Raw genomic sequence first — 17,228 nt, forward strand, 5'->3', positions numbered from 1 at the left:
CCTGTTGTCGTTCGGGGTGCAGGGTGGTCGGGGTTTCGGCACGCCCTCGGGCGGGCTCGTTCCGCGACGTTCTAATCTAACGCGGGCTCGGACTGTCGCATTGGTAGGGTGCGCACAACCTCGGCCGCGGCCTTTAGGAGTTTATCCACAGACTGAGATTCGCCGATCGAGACCCGGACGCCATCGGCACCGAGCGGTCGCACCACGATTCCCGCGGCCGAGAAGATCTGGGCCGCAGCGGCGGTCTGTGCCCCGGTCGGCAGCCAGACGAAGTTGCCGTGCGGACGCGGCACCTCCCAACCCTGGTCGAGCAGCGCCCGCCACACCTCATCTCGCAGCACGGCGAGGCGATGGACCCGCTCGAGGAGAGTCTTCTCGTGGTCGAGCGACACGAGAGCCGCGCGTTGGGCGGCCTCGGTGACGGACAGGGGGATGGATGTCGTTCGCGCGGCGTCGAGAATGTACTCGGGACCCACCGCGTAGCCGATCCGCAGTCCGGCCAGGCCGTAGGCCTTGGAGAAGGTGCGCGCGACGACGAGGTTGGAGTATTTTCCGCTGAGCGTGCTGCCGTCCACGGCGGACTCGTCGGTGACGAATTCCACGTAGGCCTCATCGAGGATCACCAGGACGTCAGTCGGCACCGCCGCCATGAATCCGGCGAACTCGGCGGAGGTCACCATCGCCCCGGTGGGGTTGTTCGGGCTGCAGACGATCACGACCCGGGTTCGGTCGCTGATCGCCGCGAGCATCGCGGGGAGGTCGTGGCGGTGGTCCGCGGTGTTCGGCACGGGCACGCTGGTCGCCCCGGCCACCGCGACGAGTCCGGGGTAGGCCTCGAATGAGCGCCAGGAGTAGACGACCTCATCACCCGGTCCCGCGGCTGCCGAGATGAGCTGGGCGAGGATCGACACCGAGCCGGCGCCGAGATGCACCTCTTCGGTGCGCACACCGAAGCGTGCCGCAAGCCGAGCCCGCAGTTCCACGCCCGAGGCATCCGGGTAGCGGTTGACCCCGGAACTCGCCGCGATCGCGGCAACGACCTCGGGGATGGGGTCGAAAGGGTTCTCGTTGGATGACAGCTTGAAGGCGTCGGTGTCCGCGGGCTTGCCCTGGGCGTAGGCCGCGAGCGCGACAATCTCCGGACGCAGACGAACGGAAGTGGGGGGCGGGGTGGTCACGGCTCAAGCCTACGGGCAGCCCGGCGGGAACATCCGGGGGCTGGCGCTCTGGCACCGATCGATTGCGTGGCTCACGGGCAGGGCTGCATAGTGGACGCATGAGATTCTTTGTGCGCCTTGTGGTCAACGCTGTCGCCCTCTGGCTGACGACCCTCATCGTGGCCGGCGTGACGGTCGTGGCGTTTCCGCCGCAGGACACCCTCGCGGTGGTGCTCACCTATCTTCTCGTCGCCTTCATCTTCGGCATCGTCAACGGGGTGATCGGCAACCTGATCCGAATCGTCGCCTTCCCGCTCTACATCCTCACGCTCGGGCTCCTCGCCCTGGTGGTCAACGGCCTCCTTCTACTGTTGGTGAGCTGGATCTCCGGTCTCCTCGGCTTCGGCCTCGTGGTCGACGGTTTCTGGTGGGGGGTGCTCGGCGCCCTGGTGCTCGCTCTGCTCAGCTGGCTCATCGGCATCCTCATCCGCCCGATCGTCGGGCGGGATCGGCGCTAGAGGCCTCACGCACCCCGCGGTACAGGGTGGAGTCGACCCGCGTGGTGCCGTCGCCGAACCGATCAAAGCCGGCGAGCGCGGAGACCACCCGGGTCTCGTGCGAGGCATCGACGAGGGCTGCCGTCTCGCGATAGCCGGAGAGCTGGTGCGCCGGGAACAGCACCTCCGTCGACACCGGTTTATCGGCGAAGAGCTGCCGACGCACCAGCACCGGATCGGCGGACGCCCAACTCCCGCCGACCGCCGGTACGATGTCGTCGCTGTGCTCGAGAGCCACCCAGGGGATGCTGGATGGCACCTCCACCTGCGCTGCCGGAGCACCCAGTGTGTACAGGCCGCGGGTGTCGTAATCGCCGGATGCCGCGAGCTCCGCCGCGATCAGCCCGCCCTGCGAATACCCGGTGAAGAGCACGGGGGATGCCGAGGTGACTCCCGCGTCGGCCATCGCCTCGGTCACCGCCTTGTACGACCCCGCCTCCCGACCCGCGACCGCATTCATGTTGCTCGTCATGTCCCAGGGCTCGGATCCGGGCTCGAGCGAAAAGTCCCGGGTGCCCCCGATGTAGACCTCGAACCTGTCGGGTTCACCCGGCTGCGAGTACCTGTCGACACGCACCTGAGCGGCGCCCTGCGGCACCCGGGCGGCCCGGTCGCTGTAACTCTCGGCCCGGGTCGCCGGCATGGTGGCGCCCGCCCGGGTCACGGAGACCGCCGTCTCCGAGAGCGCGCCCCGGGTTCCCGCGATGCCGACAACGACGGTGGATGACGTGGCCAGCCCCACCAGCCCGAGGCCCTCGTCGCCGATGGCGTGCACGAGCTCCGGGGGGAGCTTCAGGAGGCCTCCGCCGAAGTCATCAGCGCTCATCACCGTGAGGCGCACGAGTTGCACCACCCTCGGGTCGGTGAGCAGCACGCTCTTGCCCTGCAGCCACTGCGGCAACACCCGGAACAGTGCCGCGCGTTTCTCGGGCGGCAGCAGTGCGATGCCCAAGGCCACGCCCGCTCCGATACCGAGGATCTCGGGCAACAGTTCGAGGGCGATCGCCGGCAGAAACAGGCCGAGCATCGCGCCGAATCGACCGGCGAGATCCTGTGCGAGCCGTTCGGCGAGATCTTCACCGATGCCATAGGCGTCGGCGGACGCGATGAGTGCGAGGTGGAGGCCTTCGGCCGCGGGGGCCGCGCGGGCGAGTGCGGCTGACGCGTCATCCATCGCCCGTTCCGCGGCGAGCGCACTCGACGGGGCTGCGAGGTCGTTGAGCTGGGCGACCCCGACCACTCGGTCGATCACCACGAGTTGCCGGTGGCACTCCGTGAGCAGCGCCCGCAGCTCAGCGAGTCTTCGCGCATCCTCGAACAGCTCTGAGGTGGCAACCGCGACGGATCCCCCGCCGCCGATGACGAGGTCACCGGCCATGAGAACCGTCATCGAGCGTCGCTATGGCTCGCCGGGTGTTGCGGATGGCGTCATCCAGCTGGGATTCGGCCGACTGCACCAGGGCAGACAAGTGCTGAAGGCCGCGCACATACATGCGGCGCGCGTCGCCGCTCCACACCCCCTCACCCGCCGCGGACGGCATCACCGCCCGGGCATGGGCGATGCGACCCGCTACCCGATCGAGCGCCACAAGCTGCCGGTGCAGCGCGACATCCACACCGTTTCCGCTCACCCCGCCGATGGTCATCCGCACTCCTTCACTGTGTCTGCGGTCTGCTGCGCCTATCGTCGGCCGCGGGGGAGGTGCCTGACGGCGGGGGAGTGGCATCGGCGCACTCTCCGTGGACGCCAACGGCTGTGGAGGAGCATCCACGTGGCCGGCAACCGCGATGTGCGGGAGAATGGGCGCATGAGTTTCGACCGCACCCTCGACGAGTCGGCGCTCTTCCGCATCTGTTTCGTCTGCACCGGCAACATCTGCCGCTCTCCCATGGCCGAGACGGTCTTTCGAGAGCTCGTGAAGAGGGCCGGGTACGAGGGTGCGATCACGGTGATCTCTGCCGGCACCGGTGACTGGCACGTGGGCGAACCCTCGGATTCCCGCACGACGTCGGCGCTCAGCGCCCATGGTTACGACGGCTCCCGTCACCGAGCGAAGCAGTTCGACCCGGAATGGTTCGACAACCTCGACCTCGTCGTGGTCTTCGACCGCAGCCAGGAGCGCATCCTCCGCGCCTGGGCGAACACCGAGCAGGACCGTGGCAAGGTGCAGATGCTGTTGAGCTTCGACAGCGAACAGGCCGCGCAGGTGGATGTGCCCGACCCCTATTACTCCGATGCCGCCATGTTCGACGGCGTGCTCGGCATGATCGAAAAAGCCAGCGCGGCCCTGTTCCGCCAAATCGAACCAGGAATACGACGGGTACCCTCATGACTCCGCTTCCCGAACAACCACTCAGCCCCCTCGATGGCCGCTATCGCGCCGCCGTCACCGGTCTCGGCGAACACCTCTCCGAGGCCGGGCTCAACCGGGCGCGCGTGCAGGTGGAGGTCGAGTGGCTGCTCTATCTCACCGACCATGAGATGTTCGGATCCCACCGGCTGGACGCCGAGCAGGCGCGCTCCCTCCGCGCTCTCGTCGCCGACTTCGGCCAGCCCGATATCGACGAACTCGCCACTCTCGAAGCCACGACCCGGCATGACGTCAAGGCCGTCGAGTACTACGTGCGCAAGCGCCTCATCGACCTCGGGCTCACGGATGTCGCGGAGCTGACACACTTCGCGTGCACGAGCGAAGACATCAACAACCTCTCCTACGCGCTCACCATCCGCGCTGCTGTCACCGAGGTCTGGCTGCCGAAGATCACCGGCGTGATCGACGCGCTGTACTCGAGGTCAGTCGACCACCGGGCGGATGCGATGCTGGCGCACACTCACGGCCAGCCCGCGACGCCGACGACCGTCGGCAAGGAGTTCGCCGTGTTCGTGGGCCGGCTGCGTCGCATCCTGGCCCAGATCGAAGCTGTGGAATACCTCGGCAAGTTCAGCGGCGCCACCGGCACCTTCGCCGCCCATGTCGCGGCCGACCCGAGCCAGGACTGGCCGGCCATCTCGCGCGAGTTCGTGACCTCGCTCGGGCTGGACTGGAATCCGCTCACCACCCAGATCGAGCCGCACGACTGGCAGGCGGAGCTCTACCAGCGCATCAGCCACGCCAACCGCGTGCTGCACAATCTCTGCACCGATATCTGGACCTACATCTCGATGGGCTACTTCACCCAGATACCCCAGGCCGGCGCGACCGGGTCGTCCACGATGCCGCACAAGATCAACCCGATCCGCTTCGAGAATGCCGAGGCCAACCTCGAGCTGTCGAGCGCACTGCTCGACTCCCTCGCCGCCACTCTCGTCACTTCGCGGCTGCAGCGCGACCTCACCGACTCCACCACCCAGCGCAATATCGGGGTCGCCCTCGGACACTCCGTGCTGGCTCTCGACAACATCCAACGCGGGCTCGGCGAAATCGCCGTCAACACCGCCCGGCTCGCCGAAGACCTCGATGGCAACTGGGAGGTGCTCGGAGAGGCCATCCAGACCGTGATCCGCGCGGAAGTCACTGCCGGCAGAAGCTCGATCGCCGACCCCTACGCGATGCTGAAGGAGCTCACGCGCGGTCGGCGCGTCGGCCAGGCCGAACTCGTGGCCTTCGTGCAGGCTCTGGATATCGGCGACGAGGCGAAAGCACGGCTGGTGGCTCTGACTCCGGCCGGGTACGCCGGACTCGCCAGCGCCCTGGTCGACTACGCCGCGAAGGCGTAACCGGCACCGCCTCTGGACTCGGGTGAGCCTAGTGGCCGCTGTCTGACTGGTGGTCCTGCTCGGTGAGGTCGACCTTCTCGGCGTCGTCGGGCTTCACCGCGAGAGCCAGCATCGCGATCACGACGAGTGAAACGATGAAGGTGATGCCCCCGAACACGAGGGCCAGCGTCACTTCGCGGGTGCTGAACACGACCACGAAGGCGATGAATGCGGCCACGACGGCAGCCATGACGACGTACTCGAATGGCCGGAGGCGATCGCGTCGGCTCGGGCGGTTGCTGTTCTGAGCGGTCACGCTCGGTTCTCGCTCTCTGCTTGGTGCACGGATTCGGCTGGGTCCGGTGCGGAGGATTCCACGCCCTGCACGGGTGCGACGGCCTGGGTTCCCCATTTGGCGGAGAGTCCGGCGATGACCAGGAACACGGTGGTGATGGCCGCCCAGGCCCCGAGCGCTCCGACCGCGACGACTGATGCATCGAGCACGCGCTTGACATGGTCGGGTCCGCTGTAGTTCTGCCGGTAGTCCGGGGGGATCAGCAGGAAGGCGAGGGCGGCGAGCACCGTGAGGGCGCCCACGGCGATCCAGTCGCCGGATGCCACGAAACGCCGCCTGCTGCGCATCCCGCTGTACAGCTCGAGGAACCCGGTCACGGCGGCGAAGATCGTGAGCAGGAGGAAGAGGAATCGCACCTCGCTGGCACCCGTGTGACCGGCTCGCACCGACAGGGCGACGATTCCCGCGATGAGGGTGACCGCGGCCTGCGTGAGGAAGTAGGGGCGCACACCCGCGTCGGCGAGGCGTACCCAGGCCACGACGCCCAGCACGAGCCCGGCGACGATGCCGTAGACGCCGAAGGCGGTGAGTCCGAATTGCGCCGAATGGTCGGCCGAGAAGGTGATCACGATGGCGAGAGCAGCGGCGGGCACCGCACGGGCGATCGGCATCGGCCAGTAGGCGGCCCGCTGAGCGGCATCCGCACCCGGCTGTGCCGGGCGAGAGCTTGACGAGGGGGTGAGTGCCACGACCAACCCTCTCTTGCCTGCCCGGTCGCCCGCGGCGACAGCCGCCCGGTGGACGACCGAGCACAGTTTACGCTTCGCTGCCCGTGAGCAACCCCGGGGTCGACCCTAGGCCGGGGCCATGTCCTGGAAGCGCGAGAAGTGTCCCTGGAACGCCACCGTGATCGTCTTGGTCGGACCGTTGCGGTGCTTGGCCACGATGAGGTCGGCCTCGCCCGGTCGGGTGCTCTCCTTCTCGTAGGCGCTGTCGCGGTGGAGGAGGATCACCATGTCGGCATCCTGCTCGAGCGAACCGGATTCCCGAAGGTCGGAGAGGGCTGGCATCTTGTCGGAACGCTGTTCCGGGCCACGGTTGAGCTGCGACAGCGCGATCACCGGAACCTGCAGCTCCTTCGCGAGCAGCTTGAGCGCGCGGGAGAACTCGCTCACCTCCTGCTGGCGGGACTCGACTTTCTTACCCGATGTCATGAGCTGCAGGTAGTCGATGATCACCATCTTGAGGCCGACCTTCTGCTTGAGCCGGCGGCACTTCGCCCGGATCTCGACCAGGGTCATGTTGGGGCTGTCATCGATGTAGAGCGGGGCGTCGTTGATCTGCCCGCGGGTCGAGGCGATCTTGGTCCAGTCCTCGGTGTGCAGCGTTCCCTTGCGCATGCTCTGAAGAGGCACGGCGGCCTCCGCCGACAGCAATCGCATCGCGATCTCGGAGCGCCCCATTTCGAGAGAGAAGAAGATCGACGGCATGTCGTGCTTGATCGAGGCCGCGCGCGCGAAGTCGAGAGCGAGAGTCGACTTTCCGAGGGCGGGGCGGGCAGCGACGATGATCAGTTGCCCGCCGTGCAGGCCGTTCGTGAGCTCGTCGAGTTCGGCGAACCCGGTGGGCACCCCCGTCATTGAGCCGTCGCGACCGCGGGCGGCCTCGATCTCGTCGATGGCCGTGGTCACGGCGACGGTGAGCGGCACGAAGTCCTCGGCCTCGACGCCGCCCATGACGCCGTAGATCTCCGCCTGCGCGTTGTTGACGAGGTCGACGACCTCTCCTTCGCTGGCATAGCCCATCTGGACGATGCGGGTGCCCGCCTCCACCAGGCGGCGCAGCACCGCCTTCTCGGCGACGATCGTGGAGTAGAACCCCGCGTTCGCGGCGGTCGGCACGATTCCGGTGAGCGTGTGGAGGTACTCCGCCCCGCCGGCCCGGATCAACTCACCGGTCTTGGTGAGCTCATCGGTGACGGCGATCACATCGGTCGGTTCACCGTGCGCGTAGAGCGAGAGGATGGCGTCGAAGATGATCTCGTGCTTGGGGATGTAGAAATCGACCGCTCGAACCGACTCGATGACGTCGGCCACCGCATCCTTGCTCAACAGCATGCCGCCGATGGCGCTCTGTTCGGCAAGGAGGTCGTAGGGCGGCATGCGCTCGGAAGCGCGCTGCGCGGATTCGCGCTGTCCGGAGTCGCGGACGGATCCGTCACCCTGGCTCGGTGCCAGCCCCAGGTGGGCTATCGACATGGCTCGCCCACTCTCTCTTCGTGCGTGTTGATGATGCAGTTGTGCCGCTTCCCGTTCTACCGAAAGCTCCCGACATCCACCCCAGGCAGTCGCAGGCGACCCGATCTCGCGGGCGGCACTGCTACACACTAGGGATGCCTCGCATGCTCAGCAAGCTCGCATCAGACGATGCAAGTCCAGCCTGTGGATAAAAGTGTTAGTAGATTGCGCGAAACGCCGCGAGTCGTGTGAACAACCTGTGCACTTATCTGTGTATAACTATGGGTTTTTGATCAAAATTAGGGCGCTGATCAGGGATTTCCATGAGTTCTACTGATGTGTAGAAACATGTCTAGAGTGCGGGTTGAGGGTTGGAGCCCGCAGCGGAGAGGTTGTGTACAAAGCACTGGTCGGCACGGCGAATACGTCAGTGAATTGACACGCAAAGAGGGGGTAGCGGGAGGCGAAAGCCTCCTGCTACCCCCTCTGTGAGGAGCGGCAATTCTGTTACTTCGCGGCGACTACCGTGAGGGTGATCGTGGCGACGAGGTCATCGCGAAGACGCACGGTTGCCTCGTGCTGGCCGGTGGCCTTGATCGGAGACGAGATCTCGATCTTGCGCTTGTCGACGGCACCGAGTCCGGCTGCGGCGACGGCCTCTGCGACATCCGTCGTCTTCACGGACCCGAACAGGCGTCCACCTTCGCCGGCCTTGACGGTCAGCTTGACGGTGGTTGCCTCGAGCTTCGCCTTGAGGTCCTGCGCCTCTTCGATCGTGGCGTGCTCGCGTGCGACGCGGGCGGCCTTGATCGATTCGACCTGCTTCTCGCCACCGCGGGTCCACGCGACAGCGAAGCCCTGGGGGATGAGGAAGTTGCGGCCGTAGCCGGTCTTGACGTCGACGACGTCTCCGGGAGCACCGAGGCCGGTGACCTCGTGCGTGAGAATCAATTTAGACATGTCCGTTGCTCCTAACGGCCTGAGCCGGCGTAGGGGAGCAGTGCCATCTCGCGTGCGTTCTTGACCGCACGGGCGATGAGGCGCTGTTCCTGCACGGAGACACCGGTGATACGACGGGCGCGGATCTTTCCACGCTCCGAGATGAACTTGCGAAGGGTTGCGATGTCCTTGTAGTCGATGACACCGACGCGAATGGACTTCGCCGGGGCGGCGTTCTTGCCGCCCTTGAGTGTGCGGAGGGGCTTGCGGCGATCGCCGCTGCTCTTTCCAGCCATGGTTTCCTGCTTTCAGTAAGTGTTGGTCGAGCAGATCGCTTCAGCGACGCTGTCGAGACCGTGAATGGTGAGACCTAGAAGGGGGTCTCGTCGTTGTAGCTGCCCGGGGTGTTCCAGACGTCTCCGCCTGCAGCACTCGCCGATGACGCCGAGGCGGGAGCGGATGCCGCCCACGGCTCGTTGGCGCCCTGGCTGACCCGAGGTGCACCGCCATTGCCGCCGCCGCCCTCACGGGAGGTGCGGGTGACCTGTGCGGTCGCATAACGGAGGCTCGGACCGATCTCGTCGATCTCCAGCTCGATGCTGGTGCGCTTCTCGCCCTCTTTGGTCTCGTAGGAGCGCTGCTTGAGTCGACCGATCGCGATGACGCGGGAACCCTTGGTGAGGGATCCGGCCACCTGCTCGGCATACTCGCGCCAGACGCTCGCCCGAAGGAAGAGTGCTTCGCCGTCCTTCCACTCGTTGCTGCCCCGATCAAGGGTGCGCGGGGTGGATGCGATGGTGAAGTTGGCAACCGCCAACCCGTTCTGCGTGTAGCGCAGCTCCGGGTCGCTCGTGAGGTTGCCCACCACGGTGATTACGGTTTCGCCGGCCATGTGCTACTCCGCGCTCGCGGACTCGACTGCCGGAGCCTCGGCTGCAGCCGGAGCGGCAGGCGTTGCGCTCGTCGCGGGAGCGGATGCGACATCCGCCGCCTTCGTCGCTGTACCAGCGGCGGCTCCAGCCTTCGCGGGGGCAGCTGCCTTGCGGGCGGCCTTCTCTGCGGAGAGCTTCGCTGCCTCGGCGACCTGAGCGATTGCTTCCTCGGCGCGGAGCACCTTGGTGCGCATGACCGCTTCGCTGAGCTTCAGCTGGCGGTCGAGCTCGACGGTGGCGTCGGGGTTCGCGGTGAGGGCGACGACGGCATAGATGCCTTCGGTCTTCTTGTTGATCTCGTACGCCAGGCGACGACGTCCCCAGACGTCGACCTTGTCGATCGAACCACCATCATTGCGGATGACGTTGAGGAACTTATCGAGGCTCGGAGCCACGGTGCGCTCATCGATCTCTGGATCGAGAATTACCATTAGTTCGTACTGATGCATAACTAACCCACCTCCTTTGGACTAGAACGGCCACAGACGATCTGTGGCAGGAGGGTTTTGGCATCGTTGTCCGAATGCGAATTGCTCGCAGACAACCTGCCTAGTGTAGTCAGTCGAACCACTATCTATCAAGGAGCTCTACACGCATGTCCCTGAAAGTTGCCATCGCCGGTGTCGGAAACTGCGCCAACTCGCTCATCCAGGGCGTCACGTTCTATGCAGACGCGGATGAGACGCAGGTCGTCCCTGGCCTGATGCACACGCGTTTCGGCGGGTACGCGATCGGCGACATCTCCTTCGTCGCCGCTTTCGACGTGGATGCCGCGAAGGTGGGCCTCGACCTCGCGGACGCGATGTGGGCGAGCCAGAACAACACCCTCCGCTTCGCCGAGGTGGCGACCACCGGCGTGCTCGTGCAGCGCGGACCGACCCTCGATGGTCTCGGGGAGTACTACCGCGAGCTGGTCGAGGAGTCCTCCGCAACCCCGGTCGATGTCGCACAGGCGCTGCGCGATTCCGGTGCAGAGGTGTTGGTCTGCTACCTGCCGGTCGGATCGGAGGAGGGCGCGAAGTTCTACGCCCAGGCCGCTCTGGATGCCGGTGTCGCCTTTGTCAACGCACTGCCGGTCTTCATCGCCAGCGACCCGGTGTGGGCCCAGAAGTTCGTGGACGCCGGCGTCCCGATCGTCGGTGACGACATCAAGAGCCAGCTCGGCGCAACGATCACGCACCGCGTGCTCGCCCGGCTGTTCGAGGAGCGGGGCCTCGTGCTCGACCGCACCTACCAGCTCAACGTCGGCGGCAACATGGACTTCAAGAACATGCTCGAACGTCGGCGGCTCGAGTCGAAGAAGATCTCGAAGACCCAGTCGGTCACCAGCAACATCGAGGCGCAGCTCAACTCCCGCGACGTGCACATCGGCCCGAGCGACCACATCCCGTGGCTCGACGACCGCAAGCTCGCCTTCGTCCGACTCGAGGGCCACGGCTTCGGCAATGCCCCCACCTCGCTCGAATACAAGCTGGAGGTGTGGGACTCGCCCAACTCCGCCGGGGTCGTGATCGACGCCATCCGCGCCGCGAAGATCGCGCTGGATGCCGGGCTGGGCGGTCCCGTCGAGGCAGCATCCGCCTACTTCATGAAGAGCCCGGCGAAGCAGTATGCCGACCCGGTGGCGCGCGAACTCCTCGAGCAGTTCATCCGCGACCACGCCTGAGTTTTCGCCCAGCCTGACAACGAGGAGGGTCTCGACCCTGGCGTTGGGCTCCCTGCTCGGCCAGCAGCGTCACGACCCTGTCTGAGAGCGGAGATCCTGCGAGAGGGTCGGCGCGGCGGTGTGATTCGACGGCGTGTTGCCGGCGGCATCCGCTGTGGGCCCCTCCCGAGACCAGGCCCGTCACGAGACCAGCCCCGTCACGAGACCGGGGCTGGTCTCGACACGGGCGCTGGGCGCCCTACTCGACCGGCGGGAGATGCGGCAGGCCGGCGGGCTCAGGGGCGGGCAGCGAACCACGCTCGCAGGCGCTCGGTGGCGGCATCCGCTCCCAGGCTGCCCTCTTCGAGGCGCAGTTCGAGCAGGAAGCGGTACGCCTCACCGACCTCGCGGCCTGGGGTGAGCCCGAGGATCTCCATGATCTGCTCGCCGTCGAGGTCGGGGCGCATGGCCGCAAGCTCCTCTTCCTCCCCGAGCACCGCGATCCGCTGTTCGAGATCGTCGTAGGCGAAAGAGAGGTGGTCGGACTTGCGCCGATTGCGGGTCGTGACGTCGGCGCGGGTCAGGATGTGGAGCCGCTCGAGCAGCGGACCGGCGTCCCGCACATACCGCCGCACCGCCGAGTCGCTCCAGGCTCCCTCGGTATAGCCGAAGAATCGCAGGTGCAGCTCGATGAGCCTGGCGACCGCGGTGATCGTGTCGTTGTCGTAGCGCAGCTCTCTGAGGCGTTTTTTGGCGAGCTTGGCCCCGACGACGTCGTGGTGGTGGAAGGTGACAACTCCGCCGCCCTCCGTGCGTTTGGTCGCCGGCTTTCCGATGTCGTGCAGCAGCGCCGCGAGACGGAGAACGAGGTCGGGCTCGGTTCCCGGATGCCGCGACTCCTCGAGCTCGATCGCCTGGTCGAGCACGGTGAGACTGTGCTCGTAGACGTCCTTGTGGTGGAAGTGCTCGTCGATCTGCAGCTTGAGCGCAGGCAGTTCCGGCAACACGAGGGCCGCGATGCCGGAATCGACCAGCAGCTGGAGACCCGGCCGGGGATTGTGCGAGCGCAGCAGCTTGCCGAGTTCGTCGCTCACCCGTTCCACCGAGATCATCGAGATGCGGTCCGCAAGGGCGTGGAGAGCGCGCGCGGTCGGCTCCGCCACGGTGAAGCCGAGCTGTGAGGTGAACCGTGCGGCCCGCATCATCCGCAGCGGATCGTCACCGAAGGAATCCTCGGGGGCGCCCGGAGTGGTCAGACGCTTCGCGACGAGGTCTTCGAGGCCGCCGGAGGGATCCACGAGTACTCGCTCGGGCAGCCGCAGCGCCATCGCGTTGACCGTGAAGTCGCGCCGCACGAGGTCGGCCTCGAGGGAGTCGCCGAACTCGACCGTCGGTTTGCGCGTCTCCCCGTCGTAGGCATCGGACCGGTAGGTCGTGATCTCCACCGTGTGTCCGTCGATACGGGCTCCGATGGTGCCGAAGGCCCGCCCGATGTCCCAGTGGGCATCCGAGATCGGCTTCACGATCGCGAGGATGTCATCGGGGCGCGCATCCGTGGTGAAGTCGAGGTCGGTGAGTGCGCGGTCGAGGAACGCGTCGCGCACCGGTCCGCCGACGAGGGCGAGCTCGAATCCGGCAGCGGCGAACGCCGCCGAAAGCCGCGAGATATGAGGAGTGGACGCGAGGTCCGACAGTCGCTGAATTGCCGAAGCGACGCTCTCCATGCCCCCCAGACTACCGGCGACCGTGCCCGAGCACCGCGGTCCCACCTCAGGCCCAACCAAGAGTCGAGACCCTAGAATCACTGGAGGACGGCCGGGGCACTCGCCCAGCCGCCCTCCTTCGCTATGAGACTCTTCACATCCCTGTTCGCGGTGGCTCTCGCCATCGGCGCCGTCATCGCGCCCGTCGGCGCACCCGGTGCCGCGGTCGCCGCGAGACCGTCGGCAGTGCAGGCGGCCGAGGATGTGAAGCCCGTGCTCACCTTCGCGCCGGGGGCGAACGGCGCTCTCGCCCCCGGACAGGACCTCGTGATCAGCGGAACTGTCGCCAACCCCACCGCGAAAGCCATCCCGGCCGGCACAGCCAGCATCGTGCTCAATCGATCGGCGGTGCGTTCGCGCGCCGAGCTGTCGAGCTGGCTCGCGCCCGCATCCACCTCTGCCGACGATTCCCTCGGTACCGAGGTGCTCTCCGCCCCCACACCCGAAGTGCCGGCCGGACGCACCGTGCCCATGCAATTCACCGTGCCGGCCGCATCCATCGATTTCGGCTCCCAAGCCTCGGTCTGGGGATCGCGCACCCTGGCCGTCCGGATCTCGGGAGGAGGTTCGGAGGTCGGACAGGCCCGCAGCAGCATCGTCTGGAACCCGGGTACGGGCGTGACGCCGACCCGGCTCGGCCTGGTGCTGCCCCTCACGGTGCCGCAGAGCGCAGATGGCCTCATCCCTTCCGACCTGCTGGCGGGATACACCTCAGACGGTGGACTCCTCACCCGACAGCTCGATGCGGTCTTCGACCAGCCCGGCATCGCTATCGGAATCGACCCGCGCATCCTCGCGTCCATCCGCATCCTCGGCAACTCCACACCACCGTCCGCGAAAGCCTGGCTCCAACGCCTCGAATCGGCGACGAACGACACCTTCCCGCTGAGCTATGCCGACTCCGATCTGGCCGCGGCCAGCCAGGCGAAGGCGACTCGCCTTCTCGTTCCGACGAGCTTCCCGGTCGACGCGAGACAGTTCCCCGGCCTCCCCAGTGCCACACCGACGGCAACGGCGACCACCACTCCGAACCCGGCTCCGACCGCACCTGCCCCCGGGGAATCGGCCGCTGTGCTGCCCGACCTGGCGTCATTACAGGCCTTCGATTACAGCCTTCCGGCAGTGGCCTGGCCGGCGAGTGGAAGTGTCATCGAAGCGGACCTCGACGGCTTCGAAACGGGAGGATTCACCACGACGATCCTCGGTTCCGGCAATGTCGGTTACGGCACTGTCGACTACACGCCGAGCTCCGCGGCGCTCGTCGGCAAGCACCAGACTCTCGTCACGGATGACGGCCTCTCGGCCTATCTCGATGCGGCCGCCGAGGCGCCGAGCCCTGCGCTCTGGTCACAGGCGATGTCGAACCTGTCGAGCGCGATAGCCGTCATCTCGCTGGAACGGCCCGCCGCAGCGCGCACGCTCCTCGCGACTTTCGACCGCTCGCGCCCCGGGGCGGATATGCGTCTCGCGCAGACTCTGACGGCACTGGCGGCGCTCCCGTGGGCCTCATCCGTGTCGCTCTCGGAGGTGAATTCCTCGTTCGCGAGCGGTTCCGCCGTGCTGCCGGCCACCGCAACGCTCGTGCCGAGACCGGAGTCCGCCGACCGGATCGCCACGGTGACCAAGCTGCTCGCCGCAGAGGCCGAAGCGGGGAGCTTCGCCTCGGTGCTCAACGACCCCACCCAGATCACCGGCGAGCGCAGACTCAGCCTGCTCGCACTGCTCTCGAACTCGTGGACCGGCGATGCTGCCTGGGCGGCGGAGACGAAGAAGTACCTCGCCAAGTCGGATCGCTTCGTCACGAAGTCGGTCACGGTCGCGCGAAGCAGCGCAACGGTCTTCACCTCGCGAAACAGCCCGCTGCCGATAACCGTGACGAATGATCTCCCCTGGCCGGTCACCGTCTACGTGACGGTGCGGTCCCCCTCGAACATCATCACCATCGACAACGACCGCGTCGAACTCGTCATCGAGGCGCAGTCGCAGGCGAAGACCACAGTTCCGGTCACCTCGAACGCCAACGGACCCGTCACGCTCATCGTCTCCCTGTCGAGCGCCACCAACGTGCAGATCACCGCTCCCACCGCCATCAACGTCGACGTGCAGGCCCAGTGGGAGACCGCCTTCACTGCCGTCGTGGCCGCGTTGGTCATCGGCGTGTTCGGATTCGGCATCTACCGCACCATCGCCAAGCGGCGAAAGGCGAAGCGGGCCACGGATGTTCCGGCCAGCGCTGATCCGGTCGACCCTGATCCGGCCAGCCCTGATCCGGCCGACCCTGATCCGGCCGACGAGACCCCGACCGCCCCATGACGACCGCAGGCACGAGCGCAGCGACATCCGGTGGTATGGGGCGTGCGAGCGCCATCCTCGCCGCCGGCACGATAGTCTCCCGGGTTCTCGGCTTCGCCAGGGGTGCGGTGCTTGCTGCCGCCATCGGGCAGGTCGCGAGTGCAAGCGGCAATGCTTTCGGCCTCGCGAACCAGCTTCCCAACAACATCTACGCACTCGTTGCCGGTGGCGTCCTCAGTGCGGTGCTCGTCCCCCAGATCGTCAAGGCAGGACTCCATAAGGACGGCGGCCAGCAGTTCATCAACCGGGTGGTCACTCTCGGGATCGTTGTTTTCGCGATCGTCACCATCGCGGCGACTCTCGCGGCGCCCGCGCTCGTGAGGCTCTACGCCTCACAGGCTCCGGCCGGGCAGGCGGGCTTCAGCGCCCAGGCGATCACCCTCGCCACCGTGCTCGCCTACTGGTGCCTCCCGCAGATCTTCTTCTACGCCCTGTACAGCCTGCTCAGCGAAGTTTTGAACGCCCGCCGCATCTTCGGCCCCTTCACCTGGGCCCCGGTGCTCAACAACGTCGTCGCGATCGCCGGGATCGTCGTCTTCATGCTGTCGTTCGGCACCGCGGCAGACAACTCCAGCGTCGACGTGTGGACCCCCGGTCGCATCATCCTCCTCGGCGGCACGACCACCCTGGGGGTCGCGGCCCAGGCGCTCGTCCTGTTCCTCTTCTGGAGGCGGGCCGGTCTCCGGTTCGTGCCGGACTTTCGCTGGCGGGGAGTGGGCCTCGGAGCCACCGGCCGGGCCGCCGGCTGGCTGTTCGGCATGGTGCTGATCACTCAGATCGCCGGGGTGTTCCAGTCGAGAGTGGCGACGCAGTCGACCACCGCGGGCGTTGCGGCCCTCGCCAACTCGTGGCTGATCTTCATGCTGCCGCACTCGGTGGTCGCGGTGTCGATCGCGACCGCCTACTTCACCCGGATGAGCGGGCACGCCACTAACGGGGACCTGCCCGCCGTGAGATCGGATCTGTCGTCATCCCTCCGCAGCATCGGCCTACTCATCGTCTTCTCGGCAGTCGCGCTGTCGGTGGTGTCGATGCCTTTTGCGCGCGTCTACGAGGAGAAATTCGCGAACATGCAGGCCATGAGCGCCGTGATCCTCGCCTTTCTGCCCGGCCTCATCCTGTTCAGCATGCTGTTCGTGATCCAGCGGGTGTTCTACGCGCTCGGCGACACGCGCACGCCCTTCCTGTTGCAATGCATCCAATCCGGGCTCTTCATCGTCGGTGCCCTGCTCTGCCTGCTGCTGCCGCCCGCTTTCATCGGCACCGGGCTCGCCGCCGTAACCTCCATAGCCGGTAGCGCTCAGGCCGTCGTCGCGATCGCCGTGGTGCGCAAACGGATCGGCGGGATGGATGGCCGGCTCGTGCTCCGTCGCTACGTGCAGTACCTCGTGCTCTCACTCGCCGCCGGGCTCGTCGGTGTGGGGGTGCTCGCCCTACTCGGGGGATTCACCGGCGGCGGCTTCGCGCTCGAGTCGCGGCTCTCCGCGATCCTCGCCATCGTGGTCACCGGAGGGGTCATGGCAGTCGTCTACCTCGGCCTGCTCACCGTGCTGCGCAACCCCGAACTCTCCGCCGTCACCGGCACCCTCACGGCCCGCTTCCGACGCGCACGCTAGGCGGTCGCCCACGGCCCGGGTTCGCGGAATATCGTGCG

General features: G+C 66.9%; 16 protein-coding genes and 1 pseudogene. 6 read left to right on the forward strand and 11 right to left on the reverse strand.

From position 1 onward, the window contains the following. Nucleotides 1-71 precede the first annotated feature (71 nt). A complete protein-coding gene (locus ABIB54_RS00085) occupies nucleotides 72-1,178 on the reverse strand; it encodes a histidinol-phosphate transaminase (protein ID WP_354573503.1) in 1,107 nt (368 codons plus the stop codon). Between the two features lie 98 nt (nucleotides 1,179-1,276). Between ABIB54_RS00085 and ABIB54_RS00090 the strand changes: the two genes are divergently transcribed. After that, nucleotides 1,277-1,675, forward strand: coding sequence for a phage holin family protein (locus tag ABIB54_RS00090; protein ID WP_185202011.1), 399 nt, complete (start codon nucleotides 1,277-1,279; stop codon nucleotides 1,673-1,675). Here the strand turns inward: ABIB54_RS00090 and ABIB54_RS00095 are convergent. Both ABIB54_RS00095 and ABIB54_RS00100 read right to left on the reverse strand, forming a co-directional pair. After that, nucleotides 1,641-3,104, reverse strand: coding sequence for a hypothetical protein (locus tag ABIB54_RS00095; protein ID WP_354573504.1), 1,464 nt, complete (start codon nucleotides 3,102-3,104; stop codon nucleotides 1,641-1,643). The two genes, ABIB54_RS00090 and ABIB54_RS00095, sit on opposite strands and share 35 nt — an antisense overlap. Then, a complete protein-coding gene (locus tag ABIB54_RS00100; RefSeq protein ID WP_354573505.1) occupies nucleotides 3,082-3,360 on the reverse strand; it encodes a hypothetical protein in 279 nt (92 codons plus the stop codon). The genes ABIB54_RS00095 and ABIB54_RS00100 overlap by 23 nt, the downstream gene beginning before the upstream one ends. Nucleotides 3,361-3,522: 162 nt before the next feature. On the opposite strand from ABIB54_RS00100, the gene ABIB54_RS00105 reads away from it, so the two are divergent. Together ABIB54_RS00105 and purB are read left to right on the forward strand one after the other, a co-directional pair. Continuing rightward, nucleotides 3,523-4,047, forward strand: a complete 525-nt coding sequence (locus tag ABIB54_RS00105) for a low molecular weight protein-tyrosine-phosphatase (RefSeq protein WP_354574218.1) — start codon at nucleotides 3,523-3,525, stop codon at nucleotides 4,045-4,047. Beyond that, complete coding sequence (purB, locus tag ABIB54_RS00110; protein WP_354573506.1) at nucleotides 4,044-5,432, forward strand: adenylosuccinate lyase; 1,389 nt, start codon at nucleotides 4,044-4,046, stop codon at nucleotides 5,430-5,432. The genes ABIB54_RS00105 and purB overlap by 4 nt, the downstream gene beginning before the upstream one ends. 28 nt (nucleotides 5,433-5,460) lie before the next feature. Here purB and ABIB54_RS00115 read toward each other — a convergent pair whose 3' ends face one another. From ABIB54_RS00115 to rpsF, 7 genes and pseudogenes are all read right to left on the reverse strand, one after another. Continuing rightward, nucleotides 5,461-5,727, reverse strand: coding sequence for a hypothetical protein (locus ABIB54_RS00115; RefSeq protein ID WP_354573507.1), 267 nt, complete (start codon nucleotides 5,725-5,727; stop codon nucleotides 5,461-5,463). After that, nucleotides 5,724-6,455 (reverse strand): hypothetical protein, encoded by a 732-nt coding sequence (locus ABIB54_RS00120; protein WP_354573508.1) that lies wholly within the window; start codon nucleotides 6,453-6,455, stop codon nucleotides 5,724-5,726. Before ABIB54_RS00120 ends, ABIB54_RS00115 begins: the two co-directional genes overlap by 4 nt. A 105-nt stretch (nucleotides 6,456-6,560) precedes the next feature. Next, nucleotides 6,561-7,964, reverse strand: a complete 1,404-nt coding sequence (gene dnaB / locus ABIB54_RS00125; RefSeq protein ID WP_185202017.1) for a replicative DNA helicase — start codon at nucleotides 7,962-7,964, stop codon at nucleotides 6,561-6,563. Between the two features lie 486 nt (nucleotides 7,965-8,450). Continuing rightward, nucleotides 8,451-8,903: a 50S ribosomal protein L9 gene (rplI, locus tag ABIB54_RS00130; RefSeq protein WP_185202018.1), complete on the reverse strand. Its 453-nt coding sequence runs from the start codon at nucleotides 8,901-8,903 to the stop codon at nucleotides 8,451-8,453. Between the two features lie 11 nt (nucleotides 8,904-8,914). Beyond that, nucleotides 8,915-9,178, reverse strand: coding sequence for a 30S ribosomal protein S18 (gene rpsR / locus ABIB54_RS00135; RefSeq protein ID WP_185202019.1), 264 nt, complete (start codon nucleotides 9,176-9,178; stop codon nucleotides 8,915-8,917). Between the two features lie 74 nt (nucleotides 9,179-9,252). Beyond that, entirely contained in the window at nucleotides 9,253-9,774 is a 522-nt protein-coding gene (locus ABIB54_RS00140) for a single-stranded DNA-binding protein (RefSeq protein WP_354573509.1), read from the reverse strand. Nucleotides 9,775-9,900: 126 nt separating this feature from the next. Further along, nucleotides 9,901-10,263, reverse strand: a pseudogene (gene rpsF, locus ABIB54_RS00145) (30S ribosomal protein S6); the annotation flags it as partial. A gap of 146 nt (nucleotides 10,264-10,409) precedes the next feature. On the opposite strand from rpsF, the gene ABIB54_RS00150 reads away from it, so the two are divergent. Further along, nucleotides 10,410-11,480, forward strand: coding sequence for an inositol-3-phosphate synthase (locus ABIB54_RS00150; protein WP_354573510.1), 1,071 nt, complete (start codon nucleotides 10,410-10,412; stop codon nucleotides 11,478-11,480). Between the two features lie 275 nt (nucleotides 11,481-11,755). On the opposite strand, the gene ABIB54_RS00155 is transcribed toward ABIB54_RS00150, so the two are convergent. After that, nucleotides 11,756-13,183 (reverse strand): CCA tRNA nucleotidyltransferase, encoded by a 1,428-nt coding sequence (locus ABIB54_RS00155; RefSeq protein ID WP_354573511.1) that lies wholly within the window; start codon nucleotides 13,181-13,183, stop codon nucleotides 11,756-11,758. Between the two features lie 123 nt (nucleotides 13,184-13,306). Here ABIB54_RS00155 and ABIB54_RS00160 point away from each other — a divergent pair, with 123 nt between their 5' ends. Further along, nucleotides 13,307-15,535: a DUF6049 family protein gene (locus ABIB54_RS00160; protein ID WP_354573512.1), complete on the forward strand. Its 2,229-nt coding sequence runs from the start codon at nucleotides 13,307-13,309 to the stop codon at nucleotides 15,533-15,535. After that, nucleotides 15,532-17,190 (forward strand): murein biosynthesis integral membrane protein MurJ, encoded by a 1,659-nt coding sequence (gene murJ / locus ABIB54_RS00165; RefSeq protein ID WP_354573513.1) that lies wholly within the window; start codon nucleotides 15,532-15,534, stop codon nucleotides 17,188-17,190. Before ABIB54_RS00160 ends, murJ begins: the two co-directional genes overlap by 4 nt. Nucleotides 17,191-17,228 lie beyond the last annotated feature (38 nt).

It is taken from the genome of Frigoribacterium sp. UYMn621, from assembly GCF_040549525.1.
In the GTDB taxonomy this organism is placed as follows: domain Bacteria; phylum Actinomycetota; class Actinomycetes; order Actinomycetales; family Microbacteriaceae; genus Lacisediminihabitans.

Excerpts from the sequence above, each read along its gene's own strand:
- rplI (WP_185202018.1), bottom strand. The coding sequence starts at position 8,903 with ATGTCTAAATTGATTCTCACGCACGAGGTCACCGGCCTCGGTGCTCCC.
- purB (WP_354573506.1), top strand. The coding sequence starts at position 4,044 with ATGACTCCGCTTCCCGAACAACCACTCAGCCCCCTCGATGGCCGCTAT.
- ABIB54_RS00095 (WP_354573504.1), bottom strand. The coding sequence starts at position 3,104 with ATGACGGTTCTCATGGCCGGTGACCTCGTCATCGGCGGCGGGGGATCC.
- ABIB54_RS00105 (WP_354574218.1), top strand. The coding sequence starts at position 3,523 with ATGAGTTTCGACCGCACCCTCGACGAGTCGGCGCTCTTCCGCATCTGT.
- ABIB54_RS00150 (WP_354573510.1), top strand. The coding sequence starts at position 10,410 with ATGTCCCTGAAAGTTGCCATCGCCGGTGTCGGAAACTGCGCCAACTCG.
- ABIB54_RS00090 (WP_185202011.1), top strand. The coding sequence starts at position 1,277 with ATGAGATTCTTTGTGCGCCTTGTGGTCAACGCTGTCGCCCTCTGGCTG.
- murJ (WP_354573513.1), top strand. The coding sequence starts at position 15,532 with ATGACGACCGCAGGCACGAGCGCAGCGACATCCGGTGGTATGGGGCGT.
- dnaB (WP_185202017.1), bottom strand. The coding sequence starts at position 7,964 with ATGTCGATAGCCCACCTGGGGCTGGCACCGAGCCAGGGTGACGGATCC.
- ABIB54_RS00160 (WP_354573512.1), top strand. The coding sequence starts at position 13,307 with ATGAGACTCTTCACATCCCTGTTCGCGGTGGCTCTCGCCATCGGCGCC.
- ABIB54_RS00140 (WP_354573509.1), bottom strand. The coding sequence starts at position 9,774 with ATGGCCGGCGAAACCGTAATCACCGTGGTGGGCAACCTCACGAGCGAC.
- ABIB54_RS00155 (WP_354573511.1), bottom strand. The coding sequence starts at position 13,183 with ATGGAGAGCGTCGCTTCGGCAATTCAGCGACTGTCGGACCTCGCGTCC.
- ABIB54_RS00100 (WP_354573505.1), bottom strand. The coding sequence starts at position 3,360 with ATGACCATCGGCGGGGTGAGCGGAAACGGTGTGGATGTCGCGCTGCAC.
- rpsR (WP_185202019.1), bottom strand. The coding sequence starts at position 9,178 with ATGGCTGGAAAGAGCAGCGGCGATCGCCGCAAGCCCCTCCGCACACTC.